The 25249-nt window shown below is 71.6% G+C and carries 21 protein-coding genes and 1 tRNA gene; 7 read left to right on the top strand and 15 right to left on the bottom strand.

Annotated features, from left to right (window positions below; translation table 11 throughout):
• Positions 1 to 2 precede the first annotated feature (2 nt).
• Together HNR10_RS10560 and HNR10_RS10565 are read right to left on the bottom strand one after the other, a co-directional pair.
• Complete coding sequence (locus tag HNR10_RS10560) at positions 3 to 815, bottom strand: GntR family transcriptional regulator (RefSeq protein WP_053616155.1); 813 nt, start codon at positions 813 to 815, stop codon at positions 3 to 5.
• Between the two features lie 8 nt (positions 816 to 823).
• A complete protein-coding gene (locus tag HNR10_RS10565; protein ID WP_179822798.1) occupies positions 824 to 1555 on the bottom strand; it encodes a GntR family transcriptional regulator in 732 nt (243 codons plus the stop codon).
• A gap of 302 nt (positions 1556 to 1857) precedes the next feature.
• On the opposite strand from HNR10_RS10565, the gene HNR10_RS10570 reads away from it, so the two are divergent.
• Positions 1858 to 2133 (top strand): hypothetical protein, encoded by a 276-nt coding sequence (locus HNR10_RS10570; RefSeq protein WP_246406160.1) that lies wholly within the window; start codon positions 1858 to 1860, stop codon positions 2131 to 2133.
• A 138-nt stretch (positions 2134 to 2271) separates the two neighbouring features.
• Here HNR10_RS10570 and HNR10_RS10575 read toward each other — a convergent pair whose 3' ends face one another.
• The 3 genes from HNR10_RS10575 to HNR10_RS10585 all read right to left on the bottom strand — a co-directional run bounded on the left by HNR10_RS10575 (position 2272) and on the right by HNR10_RS10585 (position 5829).
• The gene (locus HNR10_RS10575; RefSeq protein WP_179822800.1) at positions 2272 to 3417 is read right to left on the bottom strand and encodes a cystathionine gamma-synthase; all 1146 of its coding nucleotides are present in this window, start codon (positions 3415 to 3417) and stop codon (positions 2272 to 2274) included.
• 121 nt (positions 3418 to 3538) lie between these two features.
• A complete protein-coding gene (locus HNR10_RS10580) occupies positions 3539 to 4279 on the bottom strand; it encodes an acyltransferase (protein WP_179822802.1) in 741 nt (246 codons plus the stop codon).
• A gap of 182 nt (positions 4280 to 4461) precedes the next feature.
• Positions 4462 to 5829 (bottom strand): cystathionine beta-synthase, encoded by a 1368-nt coding sequence (locus HNR10_RS10585; protein WP_179822804.1) that lies wholly within the window; start codon positions 5827 to 5829, stop codon positions 4462 to 4464.
• Positions 5830 to 6116: 287 nt separating this feature from the next.
• Here HNR10_RS10585 and HNR10_RS10590 point away from each other — a divergent pair, with 287 nt between their 5' ends.
• The 3 genes from HNR10_RS10590 to HNR10_RS10600 all read left to right on the top strand — a co-directional run bounded on the left by HNR10_RS10590 (position 6117) and on the right by HNR10_RS10600 (position 9227).
• Positions 6117 to 7310, top strand: a complete 1194-nt coding sequence (locus tag HNR10_RS10590) for a GDSL-type esterase/lipase family protein (RefSeq protein ID WP_246406163.1) — start codon at positions 6117 to 6119, stop codon at positions 7308 to 7310.
• Between the two features lie 135 nt (positions 7311 to 7445).
• The gene (locus HNR10_RS10595) at positions 7446 to 8666 is read left to right on the top strand and encodes an acetyl-CoA C-acetyltransferase (RefSeq protein ID WP_179822806.1); all 1221 of its coding nucleotides are present in this window, start codon (positions 7446 to 7448) and stop codon (positions 8664 to 8666) included.
• A 309-nt stretch (positions 8667 to 8975) separates the two neighbouring features.
• Positions 8976 to 9227, top strand: coding sequence for a DUF4287 domain-containing protein (locus HNR10_RS10600; protein WP_179822807.1), 252 nt, complete (start codon positions 8976 to 8978; stop codon positions 9225 to 9227).
• 114 nt (positions 9228 to 9341) lie between these two features.
• On the opposite strand, the gene HNR10_RS10605 is transcribed toward HNR10_RS10600, so the two are convergent.
• From HNR10_RS10605 to pruA, 3 genes are all read right to left on the bottom strand, one after another.
• Positions 9342 to 10280 (bottom strand): Bax inhibitor-1/YccA family protein, encoded by a 939-nt coding sequence (locus HNR10_RS10605; RefSeq protein ID WP_179822809.1) that lies wholly within the window; start codon positions 10278 to 10280, stop codon positions 9342 to 9344.
• A 209-nt stretch (positions 10281 to 10489) separates the two neighbouring features.
• The gene (locus HNR10_RS10610) at positions 10490 to 11416 is read right to left on the bottom strand and encodes a proline dehydrogenase family protein (RefSeq protein WP_179829660.1); all 927 of its coding nucleotides are present in this window, start codon (positions 11414 to 11416) and stop codon (positions 10490 to 10492) included.
• Between the two features lie 149 nt (positions 11417 to 11565).
• Positions 11566 to 13191 (bottom strand): L-glutamate gamma-semialdehyde dehydrogenase, encoded by a 1626-nt coding sequence (pruA, locus tag HNR10_RS10615; RefSeq protein WP_179822811.1) that lies wholly within the window; start codon positions 13189 to 13191, stop codon positions 11566 to 11568.
• Positions 13192 to 13331: 140 nt separating this feature from the next.
• Here pruA and HNR10_RS10620 point away from each other — a divergent pair, with 140 nt between their 5' ends.
• Complete coding sequence (locus HNR10_RS10620; protein ID WP_179822812.1) at positions 13332 to 15200, top strand: helix-turn-helix domain-containing protein; 1869 nt, start codon at positions 13332 to 13334, stop codon at positions 15198 to 15200.
• A 652-nt stretch (positions 15201 to 15852) separates the two neighbouring features.
• Here the strand turns inward: HNR10_RS10620 and HNR10_RS10625 are convergent.
• From HNR10_RS10625 to HNR10_RS10655, 7 genes are all read right to left on the bottom strand, one after another.
• Positions 15853 to 15926: transfer RNA gene (locus HNR10_RS10625), tRNA-Leu, on the bottom strand.
• A gap of 127 nt (positions 15927 to 16053) precedes the next feature.
• Complete coding sequence (locus HNR10_RS10630) at positions 16054 to 17430, bottom strand: NAD(P)/FAD-dependent oxidoreductase (protein ID WP_179822814.1); 1377 nt, start codon at positions 17428 to 17430, stop codon at positions 16054 to 16056.
• A 347-nt stretch (positions 17431 to 17777) separates the two neighbouring features.
• Positions 17778 to 18764, bottom strand: coding sequence for a Ppx/GppA phosphatase family protein (locus HNR10_RS10635; RefSeq protein ID WP_179822815.1), 987 nt, complete (start codon positions 18762 to 18764; stop codon positions 17778 to 17780).
• Entirely contained in the window at positions 18761 to 19372 is a 612-nt protein-coding gene (locus HNR10_RS10640; RefSeq protein WP_179822817.1) for a DUF501 domain-containing protein, read from the bottom strand. Before HNR10_RS10640 ends, HNR10_RS10635 begins: the two co-directional genes overlap by 4 nt.
• Before the next feature lie 223 nt (positions 19373 to 19595).
• A complete protein-coding gene (locus tag HNR10_RS10645) occupies positions 19596 to 20021 on the bottom strand; it encodes an FtsB family cell division protein (protein ID WP_312889203.1) in 426 nt (141 codons plus the stop codon).
• Positions 20022 to 20132: 111 nt separating this feature from the next.
• Entirely contained in the window at positions 20133 to 21416 is a 1284-nt protein-coding gene (gene eno, locus HNR10_RS10650) for a phosphopyruvate hydratase (RefSeq protein ID WP_179822820.1), read from the bottom strand.
• A 104-nt stretch (positions 21417 to 21520) separates the two neighbouring features.
• A complete protein-coding gene (locus HNR10_RS10655) occupies positions 21521 to 22072 on the bottom strand; it encodes a TetR/AcrR family transcriptional regulator (RefSeq protein ID WP_179822822.1) in 552 nt (183 codons plus the stop codon).
• Between the two features lie 163 nt (positions 22073 to 22235).
• Between HNR10_RS10655 and HNR10_RS10660 the strand changes: the two genes are divergently transcribed.
• Together HNR10_RS10660 and HNR10_RS10665 are read left to right on the top strand one after the other, a co-directional pair.
• Positions 22236 to 23432 carry an FAD-dependent monooxygenase gene (locus HNR10_RS10660; protein ID WP_179822829.1) on the top strand — a complete coding sequence of 399 codons (1197 nt, stop codon included), beginning with the start codon at positions 22236 to 22238 and terminating at the stop codon, positions 23430 to 23432.
• Between the two features lie 244 nt (positions 23433 to 23676).
• Complete coding sequence (locus tag HNR10_RS10665) at positions 23677 to 25143, top strand: FtsW/RodA/SpoVE family cell cycle protein (protein ID WP_179822830.1); 1467 nt, start codon at positions 23677 to 23679, stop codon at positions 25141 to 25143.
• The last annotated feature ends 106 nt before the right edge of the window (positions 25144 to 25249 follow it).

Consider the following 25249-nt stretch of genomic DNA (forward strand, 5'->3'; position numbering starts at 1 on the left):
GGTCAGCGCTCGAAGATGTTGACGTCCGAGGCCATCAGCAGCAGCTCCTCGGGGGCGTCGCCGCCGGAGTACAGCAGCTGGTGCCGGTTGGCGGGCATGATCGTCTCGGTGAACCGCAGCGGGCGCTCGCCCTCGTGCGCCACGCGCTCCTGGACGAGCAGCGGGATCCCGGGGCCGAGCCCGAAGGAGTCGGCCTCGTCCTGGGACGGCATCCGCGCGCCCACGATGTCCCAGTTCCAGTCCTCTCGGTACCCGAGTTCGCGCAGCACCGCGCTGACCCCCTCGTCCAGCCGTTCGGGGGACATGAGCGCGGTGTTGTTGGCGATGCTGAAGGGGAAGTAGGTGACCTGGGACTGCCAGAGGCCGCCCTCGACGAATCGGTCACACGAACGGATCACGACGAGCCCGCCGTAAGGGCCGTTCTCGTCGGCGTCGAAGCGCAGCCGCTTGGCCACCTTCGGGCGCATGGTGTCCAGGCTGACCTTGATCTTCTCGTCGACCTGGTAGTAGCCGGCCTCGCGCAAGTGCGGCTGGTAGCCGGCCTCGAACCGCTCGGAGTCGCTTCCGCCGGAGATCGGCGTGGCGAGGTGGATGATGGGCTGGTGGTCGGCGGCGAAGGCGCCCCGGCCGGCCTGGATGGTGATGCGGCCCTCGTCCTGGAGGATGCGCATGCCGAGCCGCGCGGTGGCTCGGGAGACGTCGAAGCGCTCGGCGAGCTCCTCCTCACCCGGCAGGCGGTCGCCCGGCTGGTAGTCGCCCCGCGTGAGTGCCTCGCGCAGGTGGTCGGCGACCACGGTCTTCCTCGACGTGCTCATGTGCTGGCTCAGTCCCGGTGGTAGGCCTTGAGGTTGCCGTGTTCGAACTGGTACCGGATGCTGTGTCCGGCGTACACAGTGTGCACCAGTCGGATCGGGCGCTCCTCGGAGTAGTCGGTGCGATGGACGTCCAGAACCGGGACTCCTGGGGGGAGTTCGAGTTGTGACGTCTCCTGTGGCGTGGGCATGCGTGTTTCCAACTCGTCGACGTAGCCCACCTGGCGGTGACCGTGTTCGAGGAGCACCACCAGGGCGCTCTCGACGTCCTCCGGCAGCATGAGCGGGGTGCCCTGGACGAGTTCCATGGGGTAGTACGCCGAACTGATGGAACCGGACTGCTCGCCGGAGAACCGGTACATCCGGCGCACGACGGTCATGTCCCCCTCGGGGACGCGCAGCCGGCTGGCGATGTCCGGCGTGGCGCTCAGGAGTTGGAGCTCCTCCAGCGTCTGCCCGGACAGGGCCGACTCGTTGAGCCCGTCGGGGCCGCCCTTGGTCCGGGTGGCGTAGAAGGTCTCCGGCACGACGTCCTGGACGAAGTGGCCCCGGCCCGGCCTGCTGAGGATGAGGCCCTGGTTGCGCAGCATGCCGAGCGCCAGCCTGATCGTGTTGCGGGACGCGTCGAAGCGCTCTTCCAGCTGTTTCTCCGACGGCAGCTGACCGCCCAGCGGCAGGCTTCCCTCCTGGATCTCCCGCCTCAGCGCCCGAGCGATCTGTCGATATCTACTTTCTGCCCGCATAAGTCAGCCCTCGGGGGGTATCAGTGGGTCAGGTCAACTTGTACCAACAAGGTGAGCGGTACACCAGCCGAACAAGTCCATCCGGTTCTCCTAGGCCCATCTTAGGTGAAGGCCACACTGAGTACACGGCAGAGCTGCCGGAAGGACACCTGAAAGGGAGAAGATCACAGCACAGCCCGATCCGTCCGACGGATCTCCGCCCACCACCGACGGAACGCACGACGTGACGACACGAACCGGCCCGCCCCGTACCACCGGGGGGCGGACGACGAACTGACCACCCCCGACCCGAAGGTGACAGTATGATCCCCGTCTTCATCGCATTCATCGGCCTCGTTCTCCTGGGGCTGGCCGCGGGATTCTTCCTCGCCATCTCCATCGGCATCCGCCGCCAGGACAACCGCGGGCGCTACCGCTCCCTCCGCGAGGAGGACGACAACAGTGCCCTCTCCCGTACCGGCAGCCTCGTCGTCGGACTCCACTTCGCCAACGGCGCCGCCACCGGCCGCCGTGACCGCACCCGCCGCGCGGCCCGTACGCAGGCCGCCCTCCCGGAGCGCACTCCCTCCGCGGTCTGACCCCCCGCGGCAGCCTCCCGCACCACGTAGGACACGCCGTGAAGGGCCCGGCAGCGCGGCCGGGGCACCCTCACGGCCAGGCCGCGCGGGCGCGCACCCGCCGGCTCGACCCCTCCCCCGGTGGCACCGGGGCCGCGGTCAGCCCTCCAGCGCCCCCAGCAGGTCCGCCACCAGGTCGTCACCGGACTCGATGCCCACGGAGATCCGCACCAGATCGGCCGGAACCTCCAGCGGGGAACCCGCGGTGGACGCGTGCGTCATCCGCCCGGGATGCTCGATCAGGGACTCCACCCCGCCCAGGGACTCGCCCAGCGTGAAGACCTCGGTCCGCTCGCACAGCTCCAACGCCGCCTTCTCCCCGTCGCGCAGAGCGAAGGAGACCATGCCGCCGAAGGCACGCATCTGCCGTTCGGCGACCTTGTGCCCCGGGTGCCCGTCCAACCCGGGGTAGTACACGCGCCGGACCGCCGGGTGGCCCTCCAGTGCGGCCACGACCCGCTCGGCGTTGGCACTGTGCCGGTCCATCCGCACACCCAGGGTCTTGACACCGCGCAGGGTCAGCCAGGAGTCGAAGGGCCCCGGGACCGCCCCCATGGTGTTCTGGTGGAAGGCCAGCCGCTCCCCGAGCTCGGCGTCGGCCACCACCAGCGCGCCCCCGACCACGTCGGAGTGCCCGCCCAGGTACTTCGTGGTGGAGTGGACCACCACGTCCGCGCCCAGGGCCAGCGGCTGCTGGAGGTAGGGCGAGGCGAAGGTGTTGTCCACGACGTACAGGGCGCCCGCGTCGTGGGCGATCGCCGCGACCGCCTCGATGTCGGTGATGTTGAGCAGGGGGTTGGTGGGGGTCTCGGTCCACACCACCCTGGTCTCGGGGCGCACCGCCGCCCGCACGGCCTCGGGGTCGCTCTGGTCGACCGCGTCCCAGGCCACGCCCCAGCGCTCGACCACCTTGGAGATCAGGCGGAACGTGCCCCCGTAGGCGTCGCCGGGGATGATGATGTGGTCGCCCGGCGACAGGACCGTGCGCAGCAGGGTGTCCTCCGCCGCCATCCCGGAGGCGAAGGCCAGCCCGCGCGTGCCCGCCTCCAGGGCGGCCAGGCACTCCTCCAGCGCGGCGCGCGTGGGGTTGCCGGTGCGCGAGTACTCGTAGCCCCGGCGCAGACCGCCCACACCGTCCTGCGCGTAGGTGCTCGTCTGGTAGATCGGTACCACCACGGCCCCGGTCCCGGTGTCCGGTTCCTGGCCCGCGTGGATGGCCAGCGTTTCAAACCCGTCGAACGTCATGTCGCCACCATAGTGCGCCGGAGTCCCTGGAACCCCTGCTTCACCTGCACCGCGTCGCACGGGGAGCGCGCCCGCCTAGGAACCGCGATCCGCGGCGGGCGCCCGCCGCGGATCGCGGTTCCTAGGCGGGCGGGAAGCGGGTGGACGATCCGGGCTCGGGCGGCTCGGCGGGCAGGTCCGGGGTCGGCCCGGCGGCGGGGGTGGGGACACGGGTCGGCGTCCCGGTCTCGCGCATCGGCGGCTCCCAGCCCAGTTCGGGGTCGTACTCGCGCACGACCTTGCCGGGCACGCCCGCGATGACGCTGTGGTCGGGGTACCGGCCGGGCCGCACCACGGTGCCGGCCGCGACGACGCAGTTGCGTCCCAGGTGCACGCCCGGCAGGATCACCGCGTTGGCGCCCACCCAGGTGCCGTCGCCGATGCTGACGGGGTCGTCCACGGGCCACTGCAGGCCCACGGGGATGTCGGTGTTGGTGTAGGAGTGGTTCTGGTCGGTGATGTACACGTAGGGGCCCGTGTAGACGTGGTCGCCGATGTCCACCGACTTGTGCGCGACGATGTGGGAGCCCCGGCCGATCGCGCAGCCGGAGCCGATCCGCACGACCGTCCCCTCGCCCAGGTCGTAGTCGGGCCCCATGCCGGCCGCGAGGGTCATGTCCGCGCCGAGCACGGTGTGCACGCCGATCTCGATCCACGGCTCGCCGTACAGGGTGGCCGTGGGGAAGGCGATCGCCGAGCCCACGCCGAAGCGCGCGAACCGCCGGGACGCCTTGGAGTCCGCACGGATTTCGGCGTTGCTCCGGGCGAACGACCAGACGGAGCGGATGATCCAGGACAACAGCCGCGACACGCGTGCTCCCATTTATTACCTGCCAGTAATACTGTCGCGAACATTAGCAGTGTCCGAGTATGCGTGGTCCGTCGCGGTCTGCCCGCACCGCCCCCGGGGTTCGCGCAGGCAGAGGAACGCGCACGGCGCGGACACCGTGCGCGGGGAGGGGTACCGGCGCGGGGCCGGTCCTCCGGCCCCGCGCGCGCACGCGGCTACCCGGACAGGTGCGCGAGCAGGTCCTGACGAGTGAGGATGCCCACCGGGCGCCCGTCGCGCAGCACCACCAGGGCGCCCGACGAACGCAGCAGGCGCGCGCAGTCGCTGACCGGGGTGCCCGTTCCCACCGTGGACAGCGGCGGGCCCATGTGGGTCTCCACCAGGTCGTCGAGCTCGGCGCGCCCGTCGAAGAGCGCGTCCAGCACGTCGCGCTCGGCCACCGAGCCGACCACCTCGGCCGCCATGACCGGCGGCTCCTCCTTCATCACCGGCAGCTGCGAGACGCCGTACTCGCGCATGATCGCCACGGCCGTCCCGACCGTCTCGTCCGGGTGGGAGTGCACGAAGTCGGGCATCTCCCCGCCCTTCTCCGCCAGCACCTGCCCGGCCGTGGCCTCCTCCGTCGCGGTGGACAGGAACCCGTAGTCCGCCATCCACTCGTCGTTGAAGATCTTGCCCAGGTAGCCGCGGCCGCCGTCCGGCAGCAGGACGACGATGACGTCGTCGGGGCCCGCGTCCTCGGCCACCTTCAGCGCGGCCTCGACCGCCAGGCCGCAGGAGCCGCCCACCAGCAGGGCCTCCTCGCGCGCCAGGCGCCGGGTCATCAGGAAGGAGTCCTTGTCGCTGACCGCCACGATGTCGTCGCACACGGACGTGTCGTAGGTCCCCGGCCAGATGTCCTCGCCCACGCCCTCGACCAGGTACGGGCGGCCCGACCCGCCCGAGTACACCGAGCCCTCGGGGTCGGCGCCGATCACGCGCACGCTGCCCCCGGAGACCTCCTTGAGGTAGCGGCCGGTCCCGCTGATGGTGCCGCCGGTCCCGATGCCCGCCACGAAGTGCGTGATCCGGCCCTCGGTCTGCTCCCAGATCTCGGGGCCGGTGGAGTGGTAGTGCGACTCCGGGTTGTTCATGTTCTCGTACTGGTTGGGCTTCCACGCGCCGGGGATCTCCGCGGCCATCCGGTCCGAGACCGAGTAGTAGGAGTCCGGGTGGTCGGGGGCGACCGTGGTCGGGCAGACCACGACCTCCGCGCCGTAGGCCCGCAGCACGGAGAGCTTGTCCGGCCCCACCTTGTCCGGGCAGATGAAGACGCAGCGGTAGCCCTTCTCCTGCGCGATCATCGCCAACCCGATCCCGGTGTTGCCGGAGGTGGGTTCGACGATCGTGCCGCCGGGCTTGAGCTTCCCGCTCTTCTCGGCCGCCTCCACCATCCGCAGCGCGATGCGGTCCTTCACCGAACCGCCGGGGTTGAAGTACTCGACCTTGGCCAGGATCGTCGGCGCCAGACCTTCCGTGACCTTCTTCAGACGGACGAGCGGGGTGTCCCCGACCAGATCGATCAGTGAATCGTGTACCCGCATGGTGGCTCCTCAACGTCGTGGCGACCGGGTCCTCGGCCCGCCGTTTCCGCGCCCCGGCGGTGCCCGGGGCCATGGGCCGGTCCGGCCCGTTCCCACCTGACTCTAACGCCACCACCAGGCGCTTCCCGGACGGTTGTGCGACCTGGTCCGGACCGTTGGAATGTGCTTACTCCATGGAGCCGATGGTGTGCCGCGCAGGTACGTGACCCCGGGGTCCCCCGCCGGTAGCCTCGCTTCCAACCGGCCCGTCCGTGAGGCAGGCGGGTCCGACGCCCGGAGGTGGACCGATGCTGCGAGCCGCTCGCGCACGGCGCATTGCGGCGGCCACCGCGTTCGGCGGGGGCGGCATCACCCTGGTCGGCGGCGGCACCCTGGCGCTCCTGTACCTGCAGGTCAAGCTCGCCAGACGCGCGGTGGGCGTTACCGAGTGGCAGCGGCCGAAGGTCAACGGGGTCTACGGCGACGGCCCCGGCACCCCGCTGCGCATGCTGATGATCGGCGACTCCACCGCCGCGGGCTTCGCGGTTCCCGAGGCCGCCCAGACGCCCGGCGTGCTGCTCGCCTCGGGACTGGCCGCCGCGGCCGACCGCCGGGTCCGGCTGCGCTGCACCGCCTCCCCCGGCGCCGCCTCGGCCAACCTCGCCGCGCAGATCGCGCACTCCGGCGCCCTGGACCCCGCTTCCCACTACGACGTGGCGGTGATCTTCATCGGCGCCAACGACGTCATCCGCCGGGTCCGGCCCAACGACGCCGTCGCGCAGCTGCGCGAGGCGACCGCCGCGCTCGTGGAGCACGGCACCGCCGTCGTGGTGGCGACCTGCCCCGACCTGGGCACGGTCCGCCCCATCGGCTGGCCGCTGCGCTCGGTGGCGCGCCGCGCCTCGCGCCAGCTCGCCGCCGCCCAGACCATCGCGGTCACCGAGGCGGGCGGGCGCACCGTCTCCCTGAGCGACCTGCTCGCCGACGACTTCCGGTCCGACCCCGCCACCATGTTCGGGCCGGACCGCTTCCACCCCTCGGCCCGCGGCTACGCCCAGGCGGCCTCCGCCGTCCTGCCCTCGGCCTGCGCCGCGCTGGGCCTGCTGCCGGAGCTGGACGAGGCCGAGCGCACCTCGGGCCTGCTGCCCGTGGACCAGGCCGCGGTCATGGCCGCCGACACGCCCGGTACCGAGGTCGCACCCGCCGATCCGGCCCGCGGCGGCGGGCGCGGCCGCGCCCGCTGGACCGCGTTGGTGAGCCTGCCCTTCCGCGGCCGGGAACGGGACCCCGGACCGAGCGGGCCGACGGACGGACGATCGGGCGGACAGGTGCCCGACCCGCGGTCCGACCCGGACTCCGCCGCCTCCCCGGGCGACGCCGGGGACGGGGCGGCGCACGCCGGTGTCACCGCCCCCACCGACACCGCGCGCCATCAGGGAAACCACCGTGACGACACGCGAAGGCAGACCCCGGGTGGCAGCGAAACCGGCCCAACAGGTTAACTGGGCAGTAACAAGACGTGCCGTGGCCGGCCACGCGAGGCACCAGGTGTTCGAGGCGGTCAGGGCACGCGCAGACGTACGAGGCCGAACGTCCGCCCGGCGCGGCCGCACTCCACACCGACAGGGACCAAGACCATGCCCGAAGCAGTCATCGTCGCCACAGCACGCTCCCCGATCGGCCGCGCCTTCAAGGGCTCGCTCAAGGACCTGCGCCCGGACGACATCACCGCGCAGATCGTCGGCGCCGCGCTGGCCAAGGTGCCCGAGCTCGACCCCAAGCAGATCGACGACCTGATGCTCGGCTGCGGCCTGCCCGGCGGTGAGCAGGGCTTCAACATGGCCCGCATCGTCGCCGTCCAGCTCGGTCTGGACACCGTGCCCGGCACGACCGTCACCCGCTACTGCTCCTCCTCCCTCCAGACCACCCGGATGGCCTACCACGCCATCAAGGCGGGCGAGGGCGACGTGTTCGTCTCCGCCGGCGTGGAGATGGTCAGCCGCTTCGCCAACGGCAGCAGCGACAACCCGGAGAACGAGAACCCGCTCTTCGACGACGCCAAGGCCCGCACCGTCAAGCGCGCCGAGGGCGGCGCCGAGACCTGGACCGACCCCCGCGAGAACGGGGCCCTGCCCGACGCCTACATCGCGATGGGCCAGACGGCGGAGAACGTCGCCCAGATCACCGGCGTCTCCCGCGAGCGCCAGGACGAGTTCGCCGTCCGCTCGCAGAACCTCGCCGAGAAGTCCCTGGACAACGGTTTCTGGGAGCGCGAGATCACCCCGGTGACCCTCCCGGACGGCACCGTGGTCAGCACCGACGACGGCATCCGCCGCGGCACCACCTACGAGAAGGTCTCCGGCCTCAAGCCGGTGTTCCGCCCCGACGGCACGGTGACCGCGGGCAACGCCTGCCCGCTCAACGACGGCGCCTCCGCGGTCGTCATCATGAGCGACACCAAGGCCGCCCAGCTGGGCCTGACCCCGCTGGCCCGCATCGTCTCCACCGGCGTCACCGGCCTGAACCCCGAGATCATGGGCCTGGGCCCGGTCGAGGCCTCCCGGCAGGCGCTGGCCCGCGCCAACATGGCCATCGGCGACATCGACCTGGTCGAGATCAACGAGGCCTTCGCCGCGCAGGTGCTGCCCTCCGCCGACCAGCTCGGCATCGACGTCGACGGCCAGCTCAACGTCAACGGCGGCGCCATCGCCATCGGCCACCCGTTCGGCAGCACGGGCGCGCGCATCACCGGCACGCTCCTCAACGGTCTGGCCTTCCACGACAAGACCTTCGGTCTGGAGACCATGTGCGTCGGCGGCGGCCAGGGCATGGCGGCCGTCTTCGAGCGCCTGAGCTGATCGGCGACGGCCGAACGGCCGGGGTACACGCCGGGGCCCGGTGCGCACACGCGCGCCGGGCCCCGAGCCGTGTCCGTGGCCGGACGCGGAGGCGTGCCCGACTCCGGTGTGCCCGTCCGGATTCCTGGCGGTTCGTCGCGGGACACACCGAACCCACGGGTCCGTCCCCGCGACCGCCGCGATACACCTTCTGGGCCAACGATCTCCCACCTGCAAGGTAAAAGCTGGTGGCCGGGGCTTGTCCAAACCGTGATCCTGATGCAGGGTCACAGATAAGTGCCATTCGCCAACGCACTGCCGGAGGTGCCTATGTCGGTTACCCACTCGCCGGAGATCCACGCAAAGCTCATCGAACGCATCCCGGCCGTCACCGGCCGAGGACTCCACGAGTGGTTCAACGCTCTCGACAAGGGCCCCGGACTGGTCCGCTGCTCGGACCGGTCCACCTGGCTCGCCGACGAGTACGACCTGCCCCAGTGGTACGCGCAGGCCATCGTCACGGAGCACGACCGCCGCCGCAGGAACCGATCCATCCCCGCTCCGCGTCCCGAGGGGGCCTGAGCGCGACCCGAACGCCACCGCACCCGCACGGACGAAGGGCCACCTCCGGGGAGACGTCTCCCGGGGGTGGCCCTGTCCGTCGCCCGCCCGCGTTCACGCGGGCCGGCGGTACCGCTACTCGGAGAACATCGTCTTGAGGATCCAGAGCAGGCGCAGGATCTCGATGTAGAGCCAGACCAGGGAGACCGTCAGGCCGAAGGCGAACTGCCAGGCGAACTTGTCGGGGATGCCCGCCTGCACGCCCTCCTCGATCCCGCGGAACTCGATGGCCAGGGTCAGCGCCGCGATGATGACGAAGACCAGGCTCACGCCCAGGCCCAGGAGGCTGGGCTCGCGCAGGCCGAGGCCGCCGCTGATGAAGAAGCTGAGCACGAAGTTGACCAGCATCAGCGCGGCGGCGCCGAGCACGGCGAAGCCGACGGCCTTGACGAAGCCGTCCGTCACCTTGATGACGCGGAACTTGTACAGCGCGAGCATCACACCGAAGACGGCGACGGTACCGATGACCGCCTGGGTGACGAGCGAGCCGCCCGCCCCGGCGTCACCGGTGCTCATCTCCAACTGCCACGCCAGCAGGGCCGAGAAGCCGCCGACGAGCAGGCCCTCGAGGGCCGCGTAGGTGAGGATCAGGCCCGGGTTCGTGCTCTGCTTGAACGCGATGACCAGGCCCAGGACCAGGCCACCGAGGGCGCCCAGCACCGTCAGGCCCAGGGCCAGTCCCATGAAGGACTGGAACAGGAAGTAGTTGATGACGCCGAAGAGGACGACCATGCCGAGCGTCATGCCGGTGCGCACGACGACGTCGTCGATGGTCATGCGCCCGCTGCCGACCCCCTGTGCCGGGGCGGCCGGGTAGCCCTGCTGGGGATAGGGCTGGCCGTATCCCTGCTGGCCGTAGCCCTGCTGGGGGTAGCCGGACTGCGGGTACGGTTGTCCGTACCCCGGCTGCGCATAGCCCTGCTGACCGTAACCCGGCTGGCCGTAGCCCTGTCCGGCTCGGCCGGACTGCTGAAGAGCCCGTTTGAGGACGGGGTTGGAACTCCGCATCCGCATGTCTAGTAATGGCCTTTCACGCGTGGATTGCTGCCCACAAGGTAACGTACGGCCCCACGCTGCGGTTCCGAGCCCACGGTCACCGTTGGGACACGGCCGCGTGGGCGGTCGGTGCGTGTGCGCGCGGACACGGACCCGCGCACGGAAACGGGGCCCATGGCCCATCCCCCTGGACCACGGACCCCGCGTTCGAGGCGACGCCGCCGGCGTCAGTTCCGGGTGATCACCGAACGGGCCAGGAACAGCATGTTCGCCGGGCGCTCGGCCAGGCGGCGCATGTAGTAGCCGTACCACTCGTCGCCGTAGGGCACGTAGACGCGCACGCGCTTGCCCTCCGCGGCGAGACGGACCTGTTCGGCGTCGCGGATCCCGTAGAGCATCTGGTACTCGTAGTCGTCCGCGGTCCGGCCGTTGGCCGCCGCCAGCTCGCCGGCGATCGCGACCATGCGCGGGTCGTGGGAGGCCACCATCGGGTAGCCGTCACCCTCCATGAGCACGCGCAGCGCGCGCACGTACGCCTTGTCCACCTCCGCCTTGTCCCGGTAGGCGACGGAGGAGGGCTCGTCGTAGGCGCCCTTGCACAGGCGCACGCGCGAGCCGGCCCCGCTCAGGTCGCGGCAGTCCGCCTCCGTGCGGCGCAGGTAGGCCTGGAGCACCGCGCCCACGAACGGGAAGTCCTCGCGCAGATCGCGCAGGATGCCCAGCGTGGAGTCGGTGGTGGTGTGGTCCTCCATGTCGAGGGTCACCGTGGTGCCGATGGCCGCGGCCGCCTCGGCGATACGGCGCGCGTTGTCGAGGGCGATCTTCTCACCGTCGGCGTTGAGGAACTGGCCCACGGCCGAAAGTTTGACCGACACCTCGGCCCGGTCGCCCAGACCGGCCTCGCCCAGCGCGGCCAGCAGGGCCTGGTAGGCGGTCACCGTGGCCGTGGCCTGCGCCAGGTCGGTGGTGTCCTCACCGAGGAAGTCCAGGGTGATGTAGCGGTCCTGCGCCAGGCTCGCGACGGCGGGCAGAGCCTCGTCGAGGGTGGAACCCGCCACGAACCGGTGGACGAGGCCACGGGTCAGGGGCGTGCGCTCGACGATCGTGCGGCAGGTCGCGGACCGGGCCGCGAGCAGCAGTGGCTTGCGAAGCATGGAGACCTCGAAGAAGACGTGCGCGAACCGGTCGGTCAGCGCGGACGGTGAAAGTGGCGGGGCCGGGGATCTGCCCGGTCGCACCGGTGGATTCCTCGGGGGGTGGTGGTGCGCCCCCTCGGTGACCCGAGGGGGCGCGGACCGGTGGCCTAGCCCATGTGCGGGTAGGCGGAGTTCGTCGGCGCGACGAAGGTCTCCTTGATGGCGCGCGGGCTCGCCCAGCGCGACAGGTTCTGCGCGGAACCGGCCTTGTCGTTGGTGCCGGAGGCGCGACCGCCGCCGAACGGCTGCTGGCCCACGATGGAGCCGGTCGGCCGGTCGTTGATGTAGAAGTTGCCCGCGGTGAAGCGCAGGGCCTCGGTCGCCTTCGCCACGGCGGCGCGGTCGTTGGCCAGGATCGCCCCGGTCAGGGCGTAGGCCGAGCCCTGGTCGACGATGTCCAGGACCTCGTCGAACTTCTCGTCCTCGTACACGTGGACCGCGACGATCGGGCCGAAGTACTCGGTGCGGAACACGTCGTGCGTGGGGTCGGTGCCCTCGATGATGGTCGGTCGCACGAAGTAGCCCACGGAGTCGTCGGCGGTACCGCCGGCGATGATCGACAGGGTCGGGTCGGACTTGGCGTCCTCCAGGACCTTGGAGAGCTTGTCGAACGAGCGGCGGTCGATGACGGCGCCCACGAAGTTCGACAGGTCGGTGACGTCGCCCATCCTGATGGCCTCGGTCTCGGCGACCAGGTCCTCCCGCACCTGCTCCCACACCGAGCGGGCGACGAAGGCGCGCGAGGCGGCCGAGCACTTCTGGCCCTGGTACTCGAAGGCGCCGCGGACGATCGCGGTGCGCAGGATCTCCGGGTCGGCCGACTTGTGGGCGACGATGAAGTCCTTGCCGCCGGTCTCGCCGACGATCCGCGGGTAGCTGCGGTAGTGGGAGATGTTCTCGCCGACGCTCTTCCACAGGTGCTGGAAGGTCCGGGTGGAACCGGTGAAGTGCACACCGGCCAGCTCCGGGTCGTTGAGCGCGACGTCGGAGACGGCCAGGCCGTCACCGGTGACCATGTTGATGACGCCGGGCGGCATGCCCGCCTCCTCCAGGAGGCGCATGGTCAGCTCGGCGGCGAACTGCTGGGTCGGGGACGGCTTCCACACGACCACGTTGCCCATCAGCGCCGGGGCGGTGGGCAGGTTGCCCGCGATGGCGGTGAAGTTGAAGGGGGTGATCGCGTAGACGAAGCCCTCGAGCGGGCGCTGCTCCATGCGGTTCCACACGCCGGGCACGCTCAGGGGCTGCTGCTCGATGAGCGTGCGGGCGTAGGAGACGTTGAAGCGCCAGAAGTCGATGAGCTCACAGGCCGCGTCGATCTCCGCCTGCTGCACCGTCTTGGACTGGCCGAGCATGGTGGCGGCGTTGATCGTGGCGCGCCAGGGGCCCGCCAGCAGCTCGGCGGCGCGCAGGATGATGGCCGCGCGGTCGTCGAAGGACATCGCGCGCCAGGCCGGGGCGGCGGCCTTGGCGGCGGCGATCGCGTCGCGCGCGTCGTCGTGGGTGGCGTTGGCCATGGTGCCCAGGACGGCCGCGTGGCGGTGCGGCTGGACGACGTCGATGCGCTCGCCGCCGCCCATCCGGCTCTCGCCGTTGATACGCATGGGCAGGTCGATGCTCTGGCTGCCGAGTTCGTCGAGCTTGGCGACGAGCTCGGCACGCTCGGCGCTGCCGGGCGCGTAGGCCAGAACGGGCTCGTTCTTCGGCTGCGGGACGTTGGTCACGGCGTCCATGGGCACCTCCCTGAAAAGAATGTCCCTGAGCGAAGCAGGGTTGGCTGACTCAACGCTCTCAGACCCAGGCCGTGCGAACCTTGTGGGGCAGGCCACTCTTTGCCCGCCTTATTTGTTCGCTAGGACAAAATGGGACCTATATGAGTACTGATGCCCCACGACCGAGCCCGCATCACCCGCCGTCCGGCCCGTCACACACGTCCGGCACCGGCCCCGACATCGTCGCTGGTCACCCGGAAGCCGAGCGCCAGGACAACCCGGGTCTGCCGCTGCGGAGGCTGCTGCTCGCGCTCGGCGACCCGGTCGTCGACGTGGCGGCGGCACCGCTCGGTCTCGATGTCCAGGTGGACAACGTCGTCATCGTGGACCCGGAGGACCGCTCGGAGGCGCGGGCGGGCGACCTGGTGCTGCTGATCGGGGTGCGCGGAACGGCGGCGCGGCGGCTGATCCGGGCACTGGCCGAGCAGGGTGCCACGGCCGTCGCGGTCAAGACGAGCGCCCATACTCCGCCCGAGGAGGTCCTGCCCCCGCCCGCCCGTCGCCCGCCGTCGCCGCTGGGCCGCTTCTCCGAAGCGCGGGGGCCCTCCTCGGACGCCTACGGCGGTCGGCGCCCCGGGGGCGTCGACGAGATGCGCGCCCTGCGCACGGAGGCCCAGGAGGCGGGGATCGCGCTGCTGTCGGTGCGGCCCGAGGTGCGCTGGGACCAGCTGCAGTCGGTGTGCCAGAGCATCGTCGACGACGCCCGCATGAACGTGACGGCCGACGTCGGCGAGTCCGGCGGCGACCTGTTCTCCATGGCGCAGACCATCGCCCAGATCACCCGCGGCCTGGTGGCCATCGAGGACTCCGCGAGCCGGGTGCTGGCCTACTCCTCCGGCTCCGAGGTGGACGAGCTGCGCCGCCTGTCCGTGCTGGGCCGCCAGGGCCCCGAGCCCTACCTGGCGCTGCTGCGCGAGTGGGGCGTCTTCGCCAAGCTCCGTTCCGGCGAGGAGGTCGTCCGTATCGACGAGCATCCCGAGCTGGGCATCCGCCGCCGGCTCGCGGTCGGGATCCACGCCGGCCGCCAGCCCCTGGGCACGATCTGGGTCCAGGAGGGCTCCGAGCCCCTCGCGGAGCACGCCGAGGAGGCCCTGCTCGGTGCCGCCCGCACGACCGCGCTCCAGATGATCCGGCAGCGCACCCAGGCCAGCGCCGGGCTGCGCCTGCGCGAGGACCTGCTGTCGAGCCTGCTGGAGGGGCGCATCGACGCCAGCGCGCTGGCCGACACCGTGGAGGTGCACGCCGACCGGGGCGCGCTGGTCGTGGCGTTCCTGCTCGCCGAGGGCGATGTCGAGGACCGCCCGGACCGCCCCGAACGGGAGCTGCGGCGCCGCCAGCTCATCGACCTGGTGTCGGTGCACACCGCGGCCTATCGGCGCAGTGCCCTGGTCACCGAGCTGCAGGGGCGGGTCTACGTCCTGCTCCCCGACCTGGCCCGCTCCCGCGACGGCTGGCGGGGCGTGGAGCAGTCGGTGCTCGCGCTCACCCGCAAGACCGTCGCCGCGGCACGCGCCGCCCTCGGACTGGAGGTCCAGGCGGCCGTGGGCTCCCGGGTGGAGAGCCTGGCGGAGGTGCCCGACTCGCGCGCCGAGGCCGACCGGGTGCTGGACGCCATGAGCCGCGACCTGGACCGCGACGTGGCCACCATCTCCGACGTGCGCTCGCGGGTGCTCATCAGCGAGACCCTCGCCCTGCTGCGCGCCGACCCCTCCCTGCGCGATCCCCGGGTGAGTCGCCTCATCGAGCACGACCGCGCCGGCGGCGCCGACCTGGTCCACTCGCTACTGGCCTACCTGGAGGCCTTCGGCGACGCCCGCGCCGCCGCCGAGCGACTGCACATCCACCCGAACACCCTGCGCTACCGCGTCCGCCGCGCCGCCGCCGTCAGCGGGATCGACATGGCCGACCCGGGAGAGCGCCTCTTCACCCAGCTCCAGCTCCTCATGGAACAACAGAACCCCGACCACTGACCCCCTCCACGAGGGGGGACCGGTGGCCGCGGAAGCGGAGGTGGGGTGGGGGCGCACTGGGGGCTGTGGAAGCGGGGGCTGCGGAAGCGGAGGACCTCGGGTTGAACTGAGCTGGGGGCGAATCGGGGGCCGCGGGAGCGGAGGTGGGGGTGGGGTGGAGGAAACCGGGGCCGCGGGAGCGGAGGACCTCGGGTTGAACTGAGCTGGGGGCGAATCGGGGGCCGCGGGAGCGGAGGTGGGGGTGGGGTGGGGCGCAAGAAGCACGAGGGGGAACCGGGTGCTGCGGAAGCTGGCGGTGGGGTGGGGTGGGGGTGCGGGAGCCGAAGGAGATCGGGTGCTGCGGAAGCTGGGGTGGTGTGGGTGCTGCGGAAGCCGGGGTGATGTGGAGTGAGGGCTGCGGAAGCCGGGGTGATGTGGAGTGAGGGCTGCGGAAGCCGGGGTGATGTGGAGTGAGGGCTGCGGAAGCTGGGGTGGGGGTAACCGGGGGCGGGACCACAGGGGGGTTGATCCGGGCCAAAGCGAGGAACGAGCGGAGGCCCAAAGAAAGCACGAACGAGGGCGCCGACGGGTCCTGGAGGGCCTGGAGGTGGATCCCCGAGGAACGAGGGGGTACACCGGAAGGCGCGAAGGCCCCGTCTATTGGGCGCCCGAGTACCCCCGGTCGGACTCGAACCGACACTTGTGACCCTTTTAGGGGGCCTGCCTCTTCCATTGGGCTACGAGGGCGTGCCCATCATACCGGCCGGGTCGATTGCCCACTTTGGTTCGGCTTGGCCGGATGGGGACACGAAACGACCGGCCTCCCAGGGAGACCGGTCGTTTCGTCGTCGTGGTGCCGTGTGGCGGCCTCGGGTCAGCTGACCCGGCGGAGCTGCCCGTCCTCCACCTGGGGCCGGCTGGCCTCGGCGAAGGCCTGGCGGGGCTCGACCATCTCCGGCAGCGCGGCGAAGTCGCGGCGCAGGAAGAAGGCGAGCGTCCAGTCGGACAGGACGCGGGCCTTGCGGTTGAAGGTCGGGACGGCGAACAGGTGGTAGGCGCGGTGCGCGTACCAGGCCAGACGGCCGTTCAGCTTGATCTTGCCGAAGAGCTGGGCGGCACCCTTGTGCAGGCCGAGCCCGGCGACCGCGCCGAGGTTCTTGTGCCGGTACGCCTTGAGCTTGCCGTTGCGCAGGGTGGCGACCACGTTGTCGGCGAGGACGGGGGCCTGGCGGACGGCGTTCTGGGCGTTGGGCGGGTAGAAGCCGCCGTTGCCGTCGGGCACCTGGGCGTTGTCGCCGCCGGCGAAGGCGTTCTCCACGCCGTTGACGGTCAGGAACTCGCTGGTGTCGACGTGGCCCTTGGGGCCGAGGGGCAGGTCACTGGCGGCGACGACCGGGCTGGGCTTGACGCCCGCGGTCCACACCAGGGTGCCCGCGTCGAACTCGTCGCCGTCGCTGAGCTTGATGCGCTGGTCGACCGCCGACTCCAGGAAGGTCTTGAGCCGCACGTCGATGCCGCGCCGGCGCAGCTGGTTGAGCGCCTTGGTGCCGACCTCCGGGCCGACCTCGGGCAGGATCTTGTCCGCGGCCTCGATGAGGTAGAACTGCACGTCCTCGAGCCCGATCGAGCTGTACATCCGGACCGCGTCGCGGACCAGGTCCTCCAGCTCGGCGATGGCTTCGGCGCCGGCGAACCCGCCGCCGACGAACACGAAGTTCAGGGCCTTGGCGCGCACGGCCTCGTCGTCGGTGGAGTCGGCGATGGCGAGCTGGTTGAGCACGTGGTTGCGGAGGTAGGTGGCCTCCTCCACGGTCTTGATGCCGATGCCGCACTCGGCCAGGCCCGGGATGGGCAGGGTGCGCGAGACGGCGCCCGCCGCGATCACGATGTGGTCGTAGTGGAGGGTCTCCGGCTCGCCGACGTTGGGCTCGTAGCGGACGGTGCGGTCGGCGTGGTCGATACGGACGACCCGGCCGCCCAGGACGCGCACGCGGTTGAAGACCTTGCGCAGCGGGACGACGACGTGGCGGGGCGAGATGTTGCCGGACGCGGTCTCGGGCAGGAACGGCTGGTAGGTCATGTAGGAGTTCGGGTCGATGACGGTGATCCGCGCCTCGCCGGCCCCGAGCTTCTTCTCCAGTCGCCTCGCGGTGTACATCCCGAGGTACCCACCGCCGACGATGAGGATGTGCGGGATCTCCGCGTCGTCCCCGCCGCCGTGCACCAGCCGGTAGTTCCTGCTCTCGGTCATCGCATATCCGCCCTTGGGGTTCTCCGCCGCCCCTCCCGGGGCCGCGGCGTCTGTTCTTGGTCTTCGGTCGCCCTGCCGTGGTCCAGCCGGGGTCCCGTCCGAGCCGCGGTGGGTGACCGCGACTCTGCGGCGCCTGCTTGTGCATTCTTTCACAAGCGCCCGCCGCAGAGAAGGTTCACATCTGATCACCTTCGCACCACTTTCCCCTTAACCTGAACGACATATCCGCAGGTCAGAAGGGTTGTGAAAGCTTTCACAAGGCTGTGGCGCGGTGACGCGTCTCACCCCGGGGCCTGGTGACAGGAGCGAAAACCCCTGGTCACCGGGCCGCGTGTCGGGGCGCCCGGCTACACGATGAGGCTCCAGGCGACACCGTCGAGGATGTCGTGCTCACTGGCGGTGAAGCGGTCCGCGCCCGTGCGCGCGAGCACACGGGAGAGCACCAGCGCGCCGGCGGCGATCACGTCCACCCGGCCCGGGTGCATGACGCCGATCTCCGCCCGCTCCGCCGAGGTGGACTTGAGCAGCTCCTCGGTGATGCGGGTCAGGTCGCCGACGCCCACCTCGGAGTGGTGGATCCGCTCGGGGTCGTACGCGGGCAGGCCCAGCGCGATCCCGGCGACCGTGGTCGCGGTTCCTGCGACGCACACCACCGAACCGGCCTCGCGCAGCGGCACCACCTTCTCGACCTCGTCGAGGGCGGCGTCGATGTCCGCCGTGGCCGCCGCGATCTGCTCGGCGGTGGGCGGGTCGTCGCGCAGGTGCCGCTCGGTCATCCGCACGCAGCCCACGTCGACCGACAGGGAGGCGCGGACCAGCTCGTCGTCCTCGCCGGAGCCGCCCCCCAGGACGAACTCGGTGGACCCGCCGCCGATGTCCACCACGAGGAACGGCGGGGTGAGGCCGCTGTCGCCGCCCTCCTCCGCCTCGGCGGCGAACTCGGCGGTGGCGCCGACGAAGGACAGCTCCGCCTCGTCCAGGCCGGTGACCACCTCGGGCTCCACGCCGACGATCTCGCGGACCCCGTCGATGAAGATCTGCCGGTTGGCGGCGTCGCGCGTCGCGCTGGTGGCGACCATGCGCACGGTGTCCGGTCCCGGCTCGATGCCGTGCGCCCGGATCTCCTCGGCGTAGTCGCGCAGCGCCTCGAAGGTGCGCTCCAGGGCCTGGGGCGCGAACGACCCGGTCTCGTCGACGCCCTCGCCCAGGCGCACGACCTCCATCCGGCGGTCGAGGTCGACCACCTGAACCTCGTCGTCGCCCACGTGGACCACGTCGGCGATCAGCAGCCTGATCGAGTTCGTTCCGCAGTCGATCGCCGCGACACCGCTCATGACCCGTTCCCTTCGTCGCCCCCGGGGGCGTTCTCGTCGACACATACGCACGGGCCCTTGTCCCACCAGTGCGGGAGCTCCTCCAGAGCCTCGGCGCCGAAGGGGTTGGTCCCCGGCGCGGCGAGCTCGTGGGCCACCAACGCGTGCAGGCACTTGACCCTGGTGGGCATGCCCCCGGTGCTCTGCATGCCCTCCGGCAGCGGTTCGACACCGTCGATCCGCGCCTGTTCGGACCGCTCGGCGATGTAGGACTCGTGCGCCTTGGCGTAGGCGGCCCGCAGGTCGGGCTCCTCCCCCAGGCGTTCCTGCATGCGCCGCATCCGGCCCTCGTTCTCCATCCGCCCGATCGCCGACGCCGCGCGCGGGCACGTCAGGTAGTACAGCGTCGGGAAGGGCTCCCCGCTCTCCAGCCGGGGAGCGGTGCGCACCACGTCGGGCAGGCCGCAGGGGCACCGGTGGGCGATCCCCCGCACACCGCGCGGAGTGCGTCCGAGTTGGAGTTCGATGGCGGCGACGTCGCGGTCGGAGACCTGGCCGTCGGCGGCCCCGCCGCTGGCGCGGGGGGCGTCGTCGTTGTGCCCCGGAGCGGGCTGATCTGCGGAAGTCATGGCGCACCCAGGATATGCCCGCCCGTCACCCACCATCGCCGGTCGGGGCGCTCCGCGCCGGGACCGGCTACCACCCTCAACCGACGCCTCCGGCGCAACCCCAACGCCCGTCACCCACCATCGCCGGTCGGGGCGCTCCGCGCCGGGACCGGCTACCACCCTCAACCGACGCCTCCGGCGCAACCCCAACGCCCGTCACCCACCATCGCCGGTCGGGGACGCTTCACTCGGCGGGGCCGGGGTCCTCGGTCCGTCGGAGGTTCTCGTCGCCGGGGCTGTCGGCCTCGTCCACCGAGCGCCACAGGGCGGCGAACCACGGTTCGGTCGGGGCCGCCTCCGCCTCGGCGTCGGCGTCGGTGTCCGGGCGGATGACGATGTAGGCGGTCTCACCCGGGTACTGGTAGTGCAGGCGGGTCCGGGCCTCCTGCTCGACGTACTCGTCCTCGCCCAGCGCCGCCGCGCGCTCGCGCAGTTCGCTCACGGAGTCCTCCATGCGCGCCCGCTCCTCCTGGAGCTGGGCGATCTGCGCGCGCTGCAGGATGTACTCCCGCAGCGGATAGGCCAGGCTCAGCGCGATCACACAGACCACCAGGGCCAGGATCGCGGCCCGGCTGGTGAGGGTGGGCCGCACCCGTGGGGTGCGGCCCACACCGGAGCCCGCGGCCCCCCGCTTCCGCGCAGCGCGGCCCGGCCTGTCGGCTTTGGTCGCCTTCCGGGCCTTTGTGGGTGGCTGTTTGGATTCGTGGGGCACTGGGGCAGACTAGCCGCGCGCGGCGAAGCGCGGGAAGGCCGACACGCCCGCGTACACGGCGGCGTCGTCGAGTTCCTCCTCGATCCGCAGCAGCTGGTTGTACTTGGCGACGCGCTCGCTGCGCGCCGGGGCGCCCGTCTTGATCTGTCCGGCGTTGACGGCCACCGCGATGTCGGCGATGGTCGTGTCCTCGGTCTCGCCGGAACGGTGGCTGATCATGACCGTGTAGCCGCTGCGGTGGGCGAGGCTGACCGCGTCCAGGGTCTCGCTCAGGGTGCCGATCTGGTTGACCTTCACCAGCAGCGAGTTGCCCGTGTCGGTGTCGATGCCGCGCTTGAGGCGCTCGGGGTTGGTGACGAACAGGTCGTCGCCGACCAGCTGCACCTTGTCGCCGATCTGCTCGGTGAGCTTCTTCCAGCCGTCCCAGTCCTCCTCGTCGAGGGGGTCCTCGATGGAGACCAGCGGGTAGGCCGCGACCAGCTCGGCGTAGTAGGCGGCCATGTCGTCGGCCGAGCGGGTCTTGCCCTCGAAGGTGTAGACGCCGTCCGAGAACAGCTCGGAGGCGGCCACGTCCAGGGCGAGCGCGATGTCCGTGCCCGGGGTGTAGCCGGCCTTCTCGATGGCCTCCACGATCAGGTCGAGGGCGGCCCGGTTGCTGTCCAGGTTGGGCGCGAACCCGCCCTCGTCGCCGACGCCGGTGCCCAGGCCGTGCGCCTTGAGGACGCCCTTGAGGGAGTGGTAGACCTCGGTCCCCCAGCGCAGCGCCTCGGAGAAGGTGGCGGCACCGATCGGCGCGACCATGAACTCCTGGATGTCGACGTTGCTGTCCGCGTGCGCGCCGCCGTTGAGGATGTTCATCATCGGGACGGGCAGCACGTGGGCGTTGGGGCCGCCGATGTAGCGGAACAGGGGCAGCTCGGCCTCCTGGGCGGCGGCCTTGGCCACGGCCAGGGACGCGCCGAGGATGGCGTTGGCGCCGATCCGGGACTTGTCCGGCGTACCGTCCAGGTCGATCAGCGCGCGGTCGATGAGCCGCTGCTCGTCGGGGTTGTGCCCGAGCAGCTCGTCGGCGATCTCGTCGTTGACGGCCGTGACCGCCTTGGTCACGCCCTTGCCCCCGTAGCGGTCGCCGCCGTCACGCAGTTCGACGGCCTCGAACTGGCCGGTGGAGGCGCCGCTGGGCACACCCGCGACAGCGCTGATGCCGTCGTCGAGGACGACCTCGACCTCGACGGTCGGGTTACCGCGGGAGTCAAGGATCTCCCTTGCGTGTACTGACTCGATGGACGCCACGGTGTCTCTCCGTCTCTAGGGGTGTTCGGTCCACAGATCCAGGACCACCCAAGAGACTAGCGACCCCGAGGTCCCGCGTGGGGTGCCCACCCCGTCGAATTGGTCTAGTCCATACCCGATGCCCCCGCCGCCAGCGCGGCGAGCGCGACACGCACGGCGTGTTCGCGGTGGGCCGCGGCCGCCTCGGCGTCGAGCACGACCGCGATGTCCTGCAGCCCTCCGATCGCCATGACGGCGCCCATCCGCGCCGGCAGGGGGGCGTCCCGTCCCACGAGCAGCACGTCCAGGCGGTCGCGCCACTCCAGGACCGACTCCACGAGGCCGATCCGGGCCAGGGCTCCCAGGTCCGCGAGCACCGCCAGCAGCAGGCCGCTGTGCCGCACGCACACGTCGAAGTAGGCGCCGAAGACCAGGCGCGGCTCGACGGGCCCGTCGCCCAGGCGTGCGAAGAGCGCGTCCATGTCCTCGTGCAGCGGCGTGACCAGGGCTGTCAGCAGGTCGTTCTTGGAGGCGTAGTGGTAGTACAGCGCCGCCTTGGTCACACCCAGGCGCTCGGCGATCTCGCGCAGGCTCGTCTTCTCGAAGCCCTGCCGGGCGAACAGCTCCAGAGCCACGCTCCGAATCTCGGCCTTGGTGTCACTCTGCTCCCTCGGCACGCCCGCCACTCCCATCCCTCGCGGTTCCGTCCCCGCAGTCTATCCCCAACCATCCGACCGGTAATTTACTTGACGCACGGTAAGTCGCCTGCCTAGCGTGGACCCACGGCTTCCCCGAGGCACCCGGCTTCGCGGACCACGGCCCCGACCGGGAGTGAAGACCATGGCCTCCGTACGCCACGTCCTCGTCTCCGGTGCCGGCATCGCCGGCCCCGCCCTCGCCTACTGGCTCCACCATCACGGCATCGCCGCCACGGTCGTCGAACGCGCCCCCGAGGTCCGCGCGGGCGGCTACGCCATCGACGTGCGCGGCGTGGCGCTCGACGTCGCCGAGCGCATGGGCGTGCTCGACGACGTCCGCGCCGCCGCCACCGGGACCGGCAGCGTCGGATTCGTCGACCGCCACGGGCGGGTCAGGGTCCGCCTCCCCACCACCGCCCTCGCCCCCGAAGGCCGTTCCGACGAACTCCAGCGCGGCGATCTGATCCGGCTCCTGCTCGACCGCACCACCGACCACACCGAGTACGTCTTCGGCGACCGCGTCATCGGTCTCGACCAGGGCCCGGACGGGGTGCTGGCCACCTTCGAGCACGCCGCGCCGCGCACCTTCGACCTGGTGGTGTGCGCCGACGGACTGCACTCCTCCACCCGCGCCCTGGCCCTGGGCCCCGAGGAGCCGCTGCGGCGCTTCCTCCACGCCTACATCAGCATCTTCTCCGTCCCCGACGACATGGGGCTGTCCGCCGAGGCCCTGCTGTTCAACACGCCCGGCCGCCTCGCGGGCCTGACCCACTCCCCCCGCGTGCCCGGCGCCAAGGCCATCCTCGCGCTGACCCGACGCCCCGACAGCGGGATCGACCGCGCGGGCGAGGACGAGCAGAGACGGGCCCTGCGCGCTGCCTTCACCGGGCAGGGGTGGATCACCGACCGCCTGCTCGACGACATGGACGACGCCCCCGACTTCTACTTCGACTCCGTCACCCAGATCCGGATGGACCGGTGGTCGGCCGGACGTGTCACGACGCTCGGCGACGCCGCCTACGCCCCCTCCCCCATGTCCGGGCAGGGGACGAGCCTGGCATTGGTCGGCGCCTACGTCCTGGCCCAGGAACTCGGCCGCCGCGACGACCACACCGGTGCGCTGGCCGCCTACGAGACGCGAATGCGGCCCTTCGTCCGTGCCAACCAGGACATCGCCGGCTCCGGCATGGCCTTCCTGGTGCCCCGGACACGCCTGGGGATCGCCGCGCGCGACGCGCTCGTGCGGGCGACGCCCGTGCTGTCCCGGCTCGGCTCCCTGGAGAGCCGCGTCTCCCGGGCCGCCGAGGCCCTGGACCTCGACGCCCGCGCCCCCGTGTGAGGCGACCGGACCCGCCGCCGTGCGACACCGCGGCGGCGGCCCCAGCCGTGCGACGACCCCGCGCGGCGGCCCCCAGCCGTGCGACGCCCTCGGCTCGAACCCCCGCGCGGCGGCCTTTCCGGCACGCCTGACACCGATCTGACGCCGCCGCGCCTACAGTGGGTCCATCTGCCCCTCATGATGCGCGGACCGGACCCCCGGGCCGGCGACGGGTCACTCAGGCGGATGGTGGTACGACAAGGACATGGGCAGCCCTCAGAGCGATCCGGAGACCGCCGACGGCGCCCTGGCACCGGTCCCCCAGCGCAGCCCCGAACTCCGCCTGCTCCTCGGCGCCCTCATGGTCGTCGCGGCGGCCCTGGCGTCGGCGTCCCTGTCGGTGACCGGCGGCCTGGACCCGTCCGTCTGGTGGTACCTCGCCGTCCTGGGCGCCGGCGGTGTCACCCTCCACGTGCTGCTGCGCTTCGTCGCCCCCTACGCCGACCCCGTGGTCATGCCGCTGGCGCTGGCGCTCACCGGGCTGGGCCTGACGATGATCTGGGCCCTGCAGATGACGCGGTCCGACGACCCCGGGCACGGCGAGGCCGACCGCCAGCTCTTGTGGGCGGTCGTCGGGATGGTGCTGTGCGCGGCGTGCGTCGTCCTGGTCCGCCACCCGCGCCGGCTCACCATGTACCCGTACCTCATCGCGGCGGGCGCCCTGTTCCTGCTCCTGCTCCCCCTCTCGCCGGTCGGCCACGAGGTGCTCGGGGCGCGCCGCTGGATCCTCATCGGCCCCTTCTCCATGCAGCCCTCGGAGTTCGCCAAGGTGCTGCTGGTCATCTTCCTGGCCTCCTACCTCGAACGCCGGGGCGAGGTCATGCGCGTGGTCACGCGCACCCTCCGGGTCGGCGGCGTGAAGGTCTTCAGCGTGCCGCGCGCCCGGGACCTGGCCCCGATGGCGGTCGGCTGGGGCGTGGCGATCCTGCTGCTCGTGGGCACGCGCGACCTCGGCACGTCGCTGCTGCTGTTCGGCACGTTCCTGGCGGTGCTGTACGCGGCCACGGCGCGCAAGTCGTGGGTCCTCATCGGACTGGTCGCGTTCGCGGGCGGTGCCTACGCCGCCTACCTGCTGTTCGGCCACGTCCAGAACCGGGTGGAGATCTGGTTCAACGCCTTCGACCGCGAGGTCTACGAACGCCCGGGCGGCAGCTTCCAGATTGTCGAGGGCATGTTCGCGCTGGCCGAGGGCGCGATCCTGGGCACCGGCTTCGGCGACGGGTTCGCGCAGGAGATCTTCGCCGCCGACAGCGACCTGATCCTGGTGTCGGTGGGCGAGAAGTGGGGCCTGACCGGGCTGATCGCCGTCCTGGCGTTGCTGTTCCTTCTCGCCGAGCGCGGCTTCCGGATCGCCCTGGGCGCCCGGGAGGTCTTCCTCAAACTCACCGCCATGGGGTACGCGTTCCTCATCGCCTTCGACGTGTTCATCGTGCTGGGCGGCGCCACGCTCATCATCCCGCTCACCGGCATGACCACACCCTTCCTGTCGGCCGGCGGGTCGGCCCTGATGGCCAACTGGGCGGTCATCGGCCTCTGGTTGACGATCAGCCAGACCGCCCGCCGCCCCCGCGACACCTTCAGCGAGGGGCAGGCCCCGGGCGACCCCGCCACCGAAGTCATCGACGTGCGCGGCGTGCCCCGCTCCGAGGGCGGGACCGGCCGCCGCACCTGACCCGTTGGTGGGCTGGTCGCCCATGGCCACCGCCATCACACCGACCCCGGGGCCGGGCCGCGACCCAGGCAGGCGTCGGGCACCCACCGGGTGCTGAACGACGCGA

The organism is Nocardiopsis aegyptia, assembly GCF_013410755.1.
GTDB classification, from domain to species: domain Bacteria; phylum Actinomycetota; class Actinomycetes; order Streptosporangiales; family Streptosporangiaceae; genus Nocardiopsis; species Nocardiopsis aegyptia.

What these genes read in the sequence shown, in the direction of transcription:
- HNR10_RS10665 (WP_179822830.1), top strand. Translation starts at nt 23,677, where the DNA reads ATGGGCAGCCCTCAGAGCGATCCGGAGACCGCCGACGGCGCCCTGGCA.
- HNR10_RS10605 (WP_179822809.1), bottom strand. Translation starts at nt 10,280, where the DNA reads ATGCGGATGCGGAGTTCCAACCCCGTCCTCAAACGGGCTCTTCAGCAG.
- HNR10_RS10640 (WP_179822817.1), bottom strand. Translation starts at nt 19,372, where the DNA reads ATGACTTCCGCAGATCAGCCCGCTCCGGGGCACAACGACGACGCCCCC.
- HNR10_RS10600 (WP_179822807.1), top strand. Translation starts at nt 8,976, where the DNA reads ATGTCGGTTACCCACTCGCCGGAGATCCACGCAAAGCTCATCGAACGC.
- HNR10_RS10635 (WP_179822815.1), bottom strand. Translation starts at nt 18,764, where the DNA reads ATGAGCGGTGTCGCGGCGATCGACTGCGGAACGAACTCGATCAGGCTG.
- pruA (WP_179822811.1), bottom strand. Translation starts at nt 13,191, where the DNA reads ATGGACGCCGTGACCAACGTCCCGCAGCCGAAGAACGAGCCCGTTCTG.
- HNR10_RS10565 (WP_179822798.1), bottom strand. Translation starts at nt 1,555, where the DNA reads ATGCGGGCAGAAAGTAGATATCGACAGATCGCTCGGGCGCTGAGGCGG.
- HNR10_RS10570 (WP_246406160.1), top strand. Translation starts at nt 1,858, where the DNA reads ATGATCCCCGTCTTCATCGCATTCATCGGCCTCGTTCTCCTGGGGCTG.
- HNR10_RS10560 (WP_053616155.1), bottom strand. Translation starts at nt 815, where the DNA reads ATGAGCACGTCGAGGAAGACCGTGGTCGCCGACCACCTGCGCGAGGCA.
- HNR10_RS10620 (WP_179822812.1), top strand. Translation starts at nt 13,332, where the DNA reads ATGAGTACTGATGCCCCACGACCGAGCCCGCATCACCCGCCGTCCGGC.
- HNR10_RS10575 (WP_179822800.1), bottom strand. Translation starts at nt 3,417, where the DNA reads ATGACGTTCGACGGGTTTGAAACGCTGGCCATCCACGCGGGCCAGGAA.
- HNR10_RS10580 (WP_179822802.1), bottom strand. Translation starts at nt 4,279, where the DNA reads ATGGGAGCACGCGTGTCGCGGCTGTTGTCCTGGATCATCCGCTCCGTC.
- HNR10_RS10590 (WP_246406163.1), top strand. Translation starts at nt 6,117, where the DNA reads ATGCTGCGAGCCGCTCGCGCACGGCGCATTGCGGCGGCCACCGCGTTC.
- HNR10_RS10595 (WP_179822806.1), top strand. Translation starts at nt 7,446, where the DNA reads ATGCCCGAAGCAGTCATCGTCGCCACAGCACGCTCCCCGATCGGCCGC.
- HNR10_RS10630 (WP_179822814.1), bottom strand. Translation starts at nt 17,430, where the DNA reads ATGACCGAGAGCAGGAACTACCGGCTGGTGCACGGCGGCGGGGACGAC.
- HNR10_RS10660 (WP_179822829.1), top strand. Translation starts at nt 22,236, where the DNA reads ATGGCCTCCGTACGCCACGTCCTCGTCTCCGGTGCCGGCATCGCCGGC.
- HNR10_RS10585 (WP_179822804.1), bottom strand. Translation starts at nt 5,829, where the DNA reads ATGCGGGTACACGATTCACTGATCGATCTGGTCGGGGACACCCCGCTC.
- HNR10_RS10610 (WP_179829660.1), bottom strand. Translation starts at nt 11,416, where the DNA reads ATGCTTCGCAAGCCACTGCTGCTCGCGGCCCGGTCCGCGACCTGCCGC.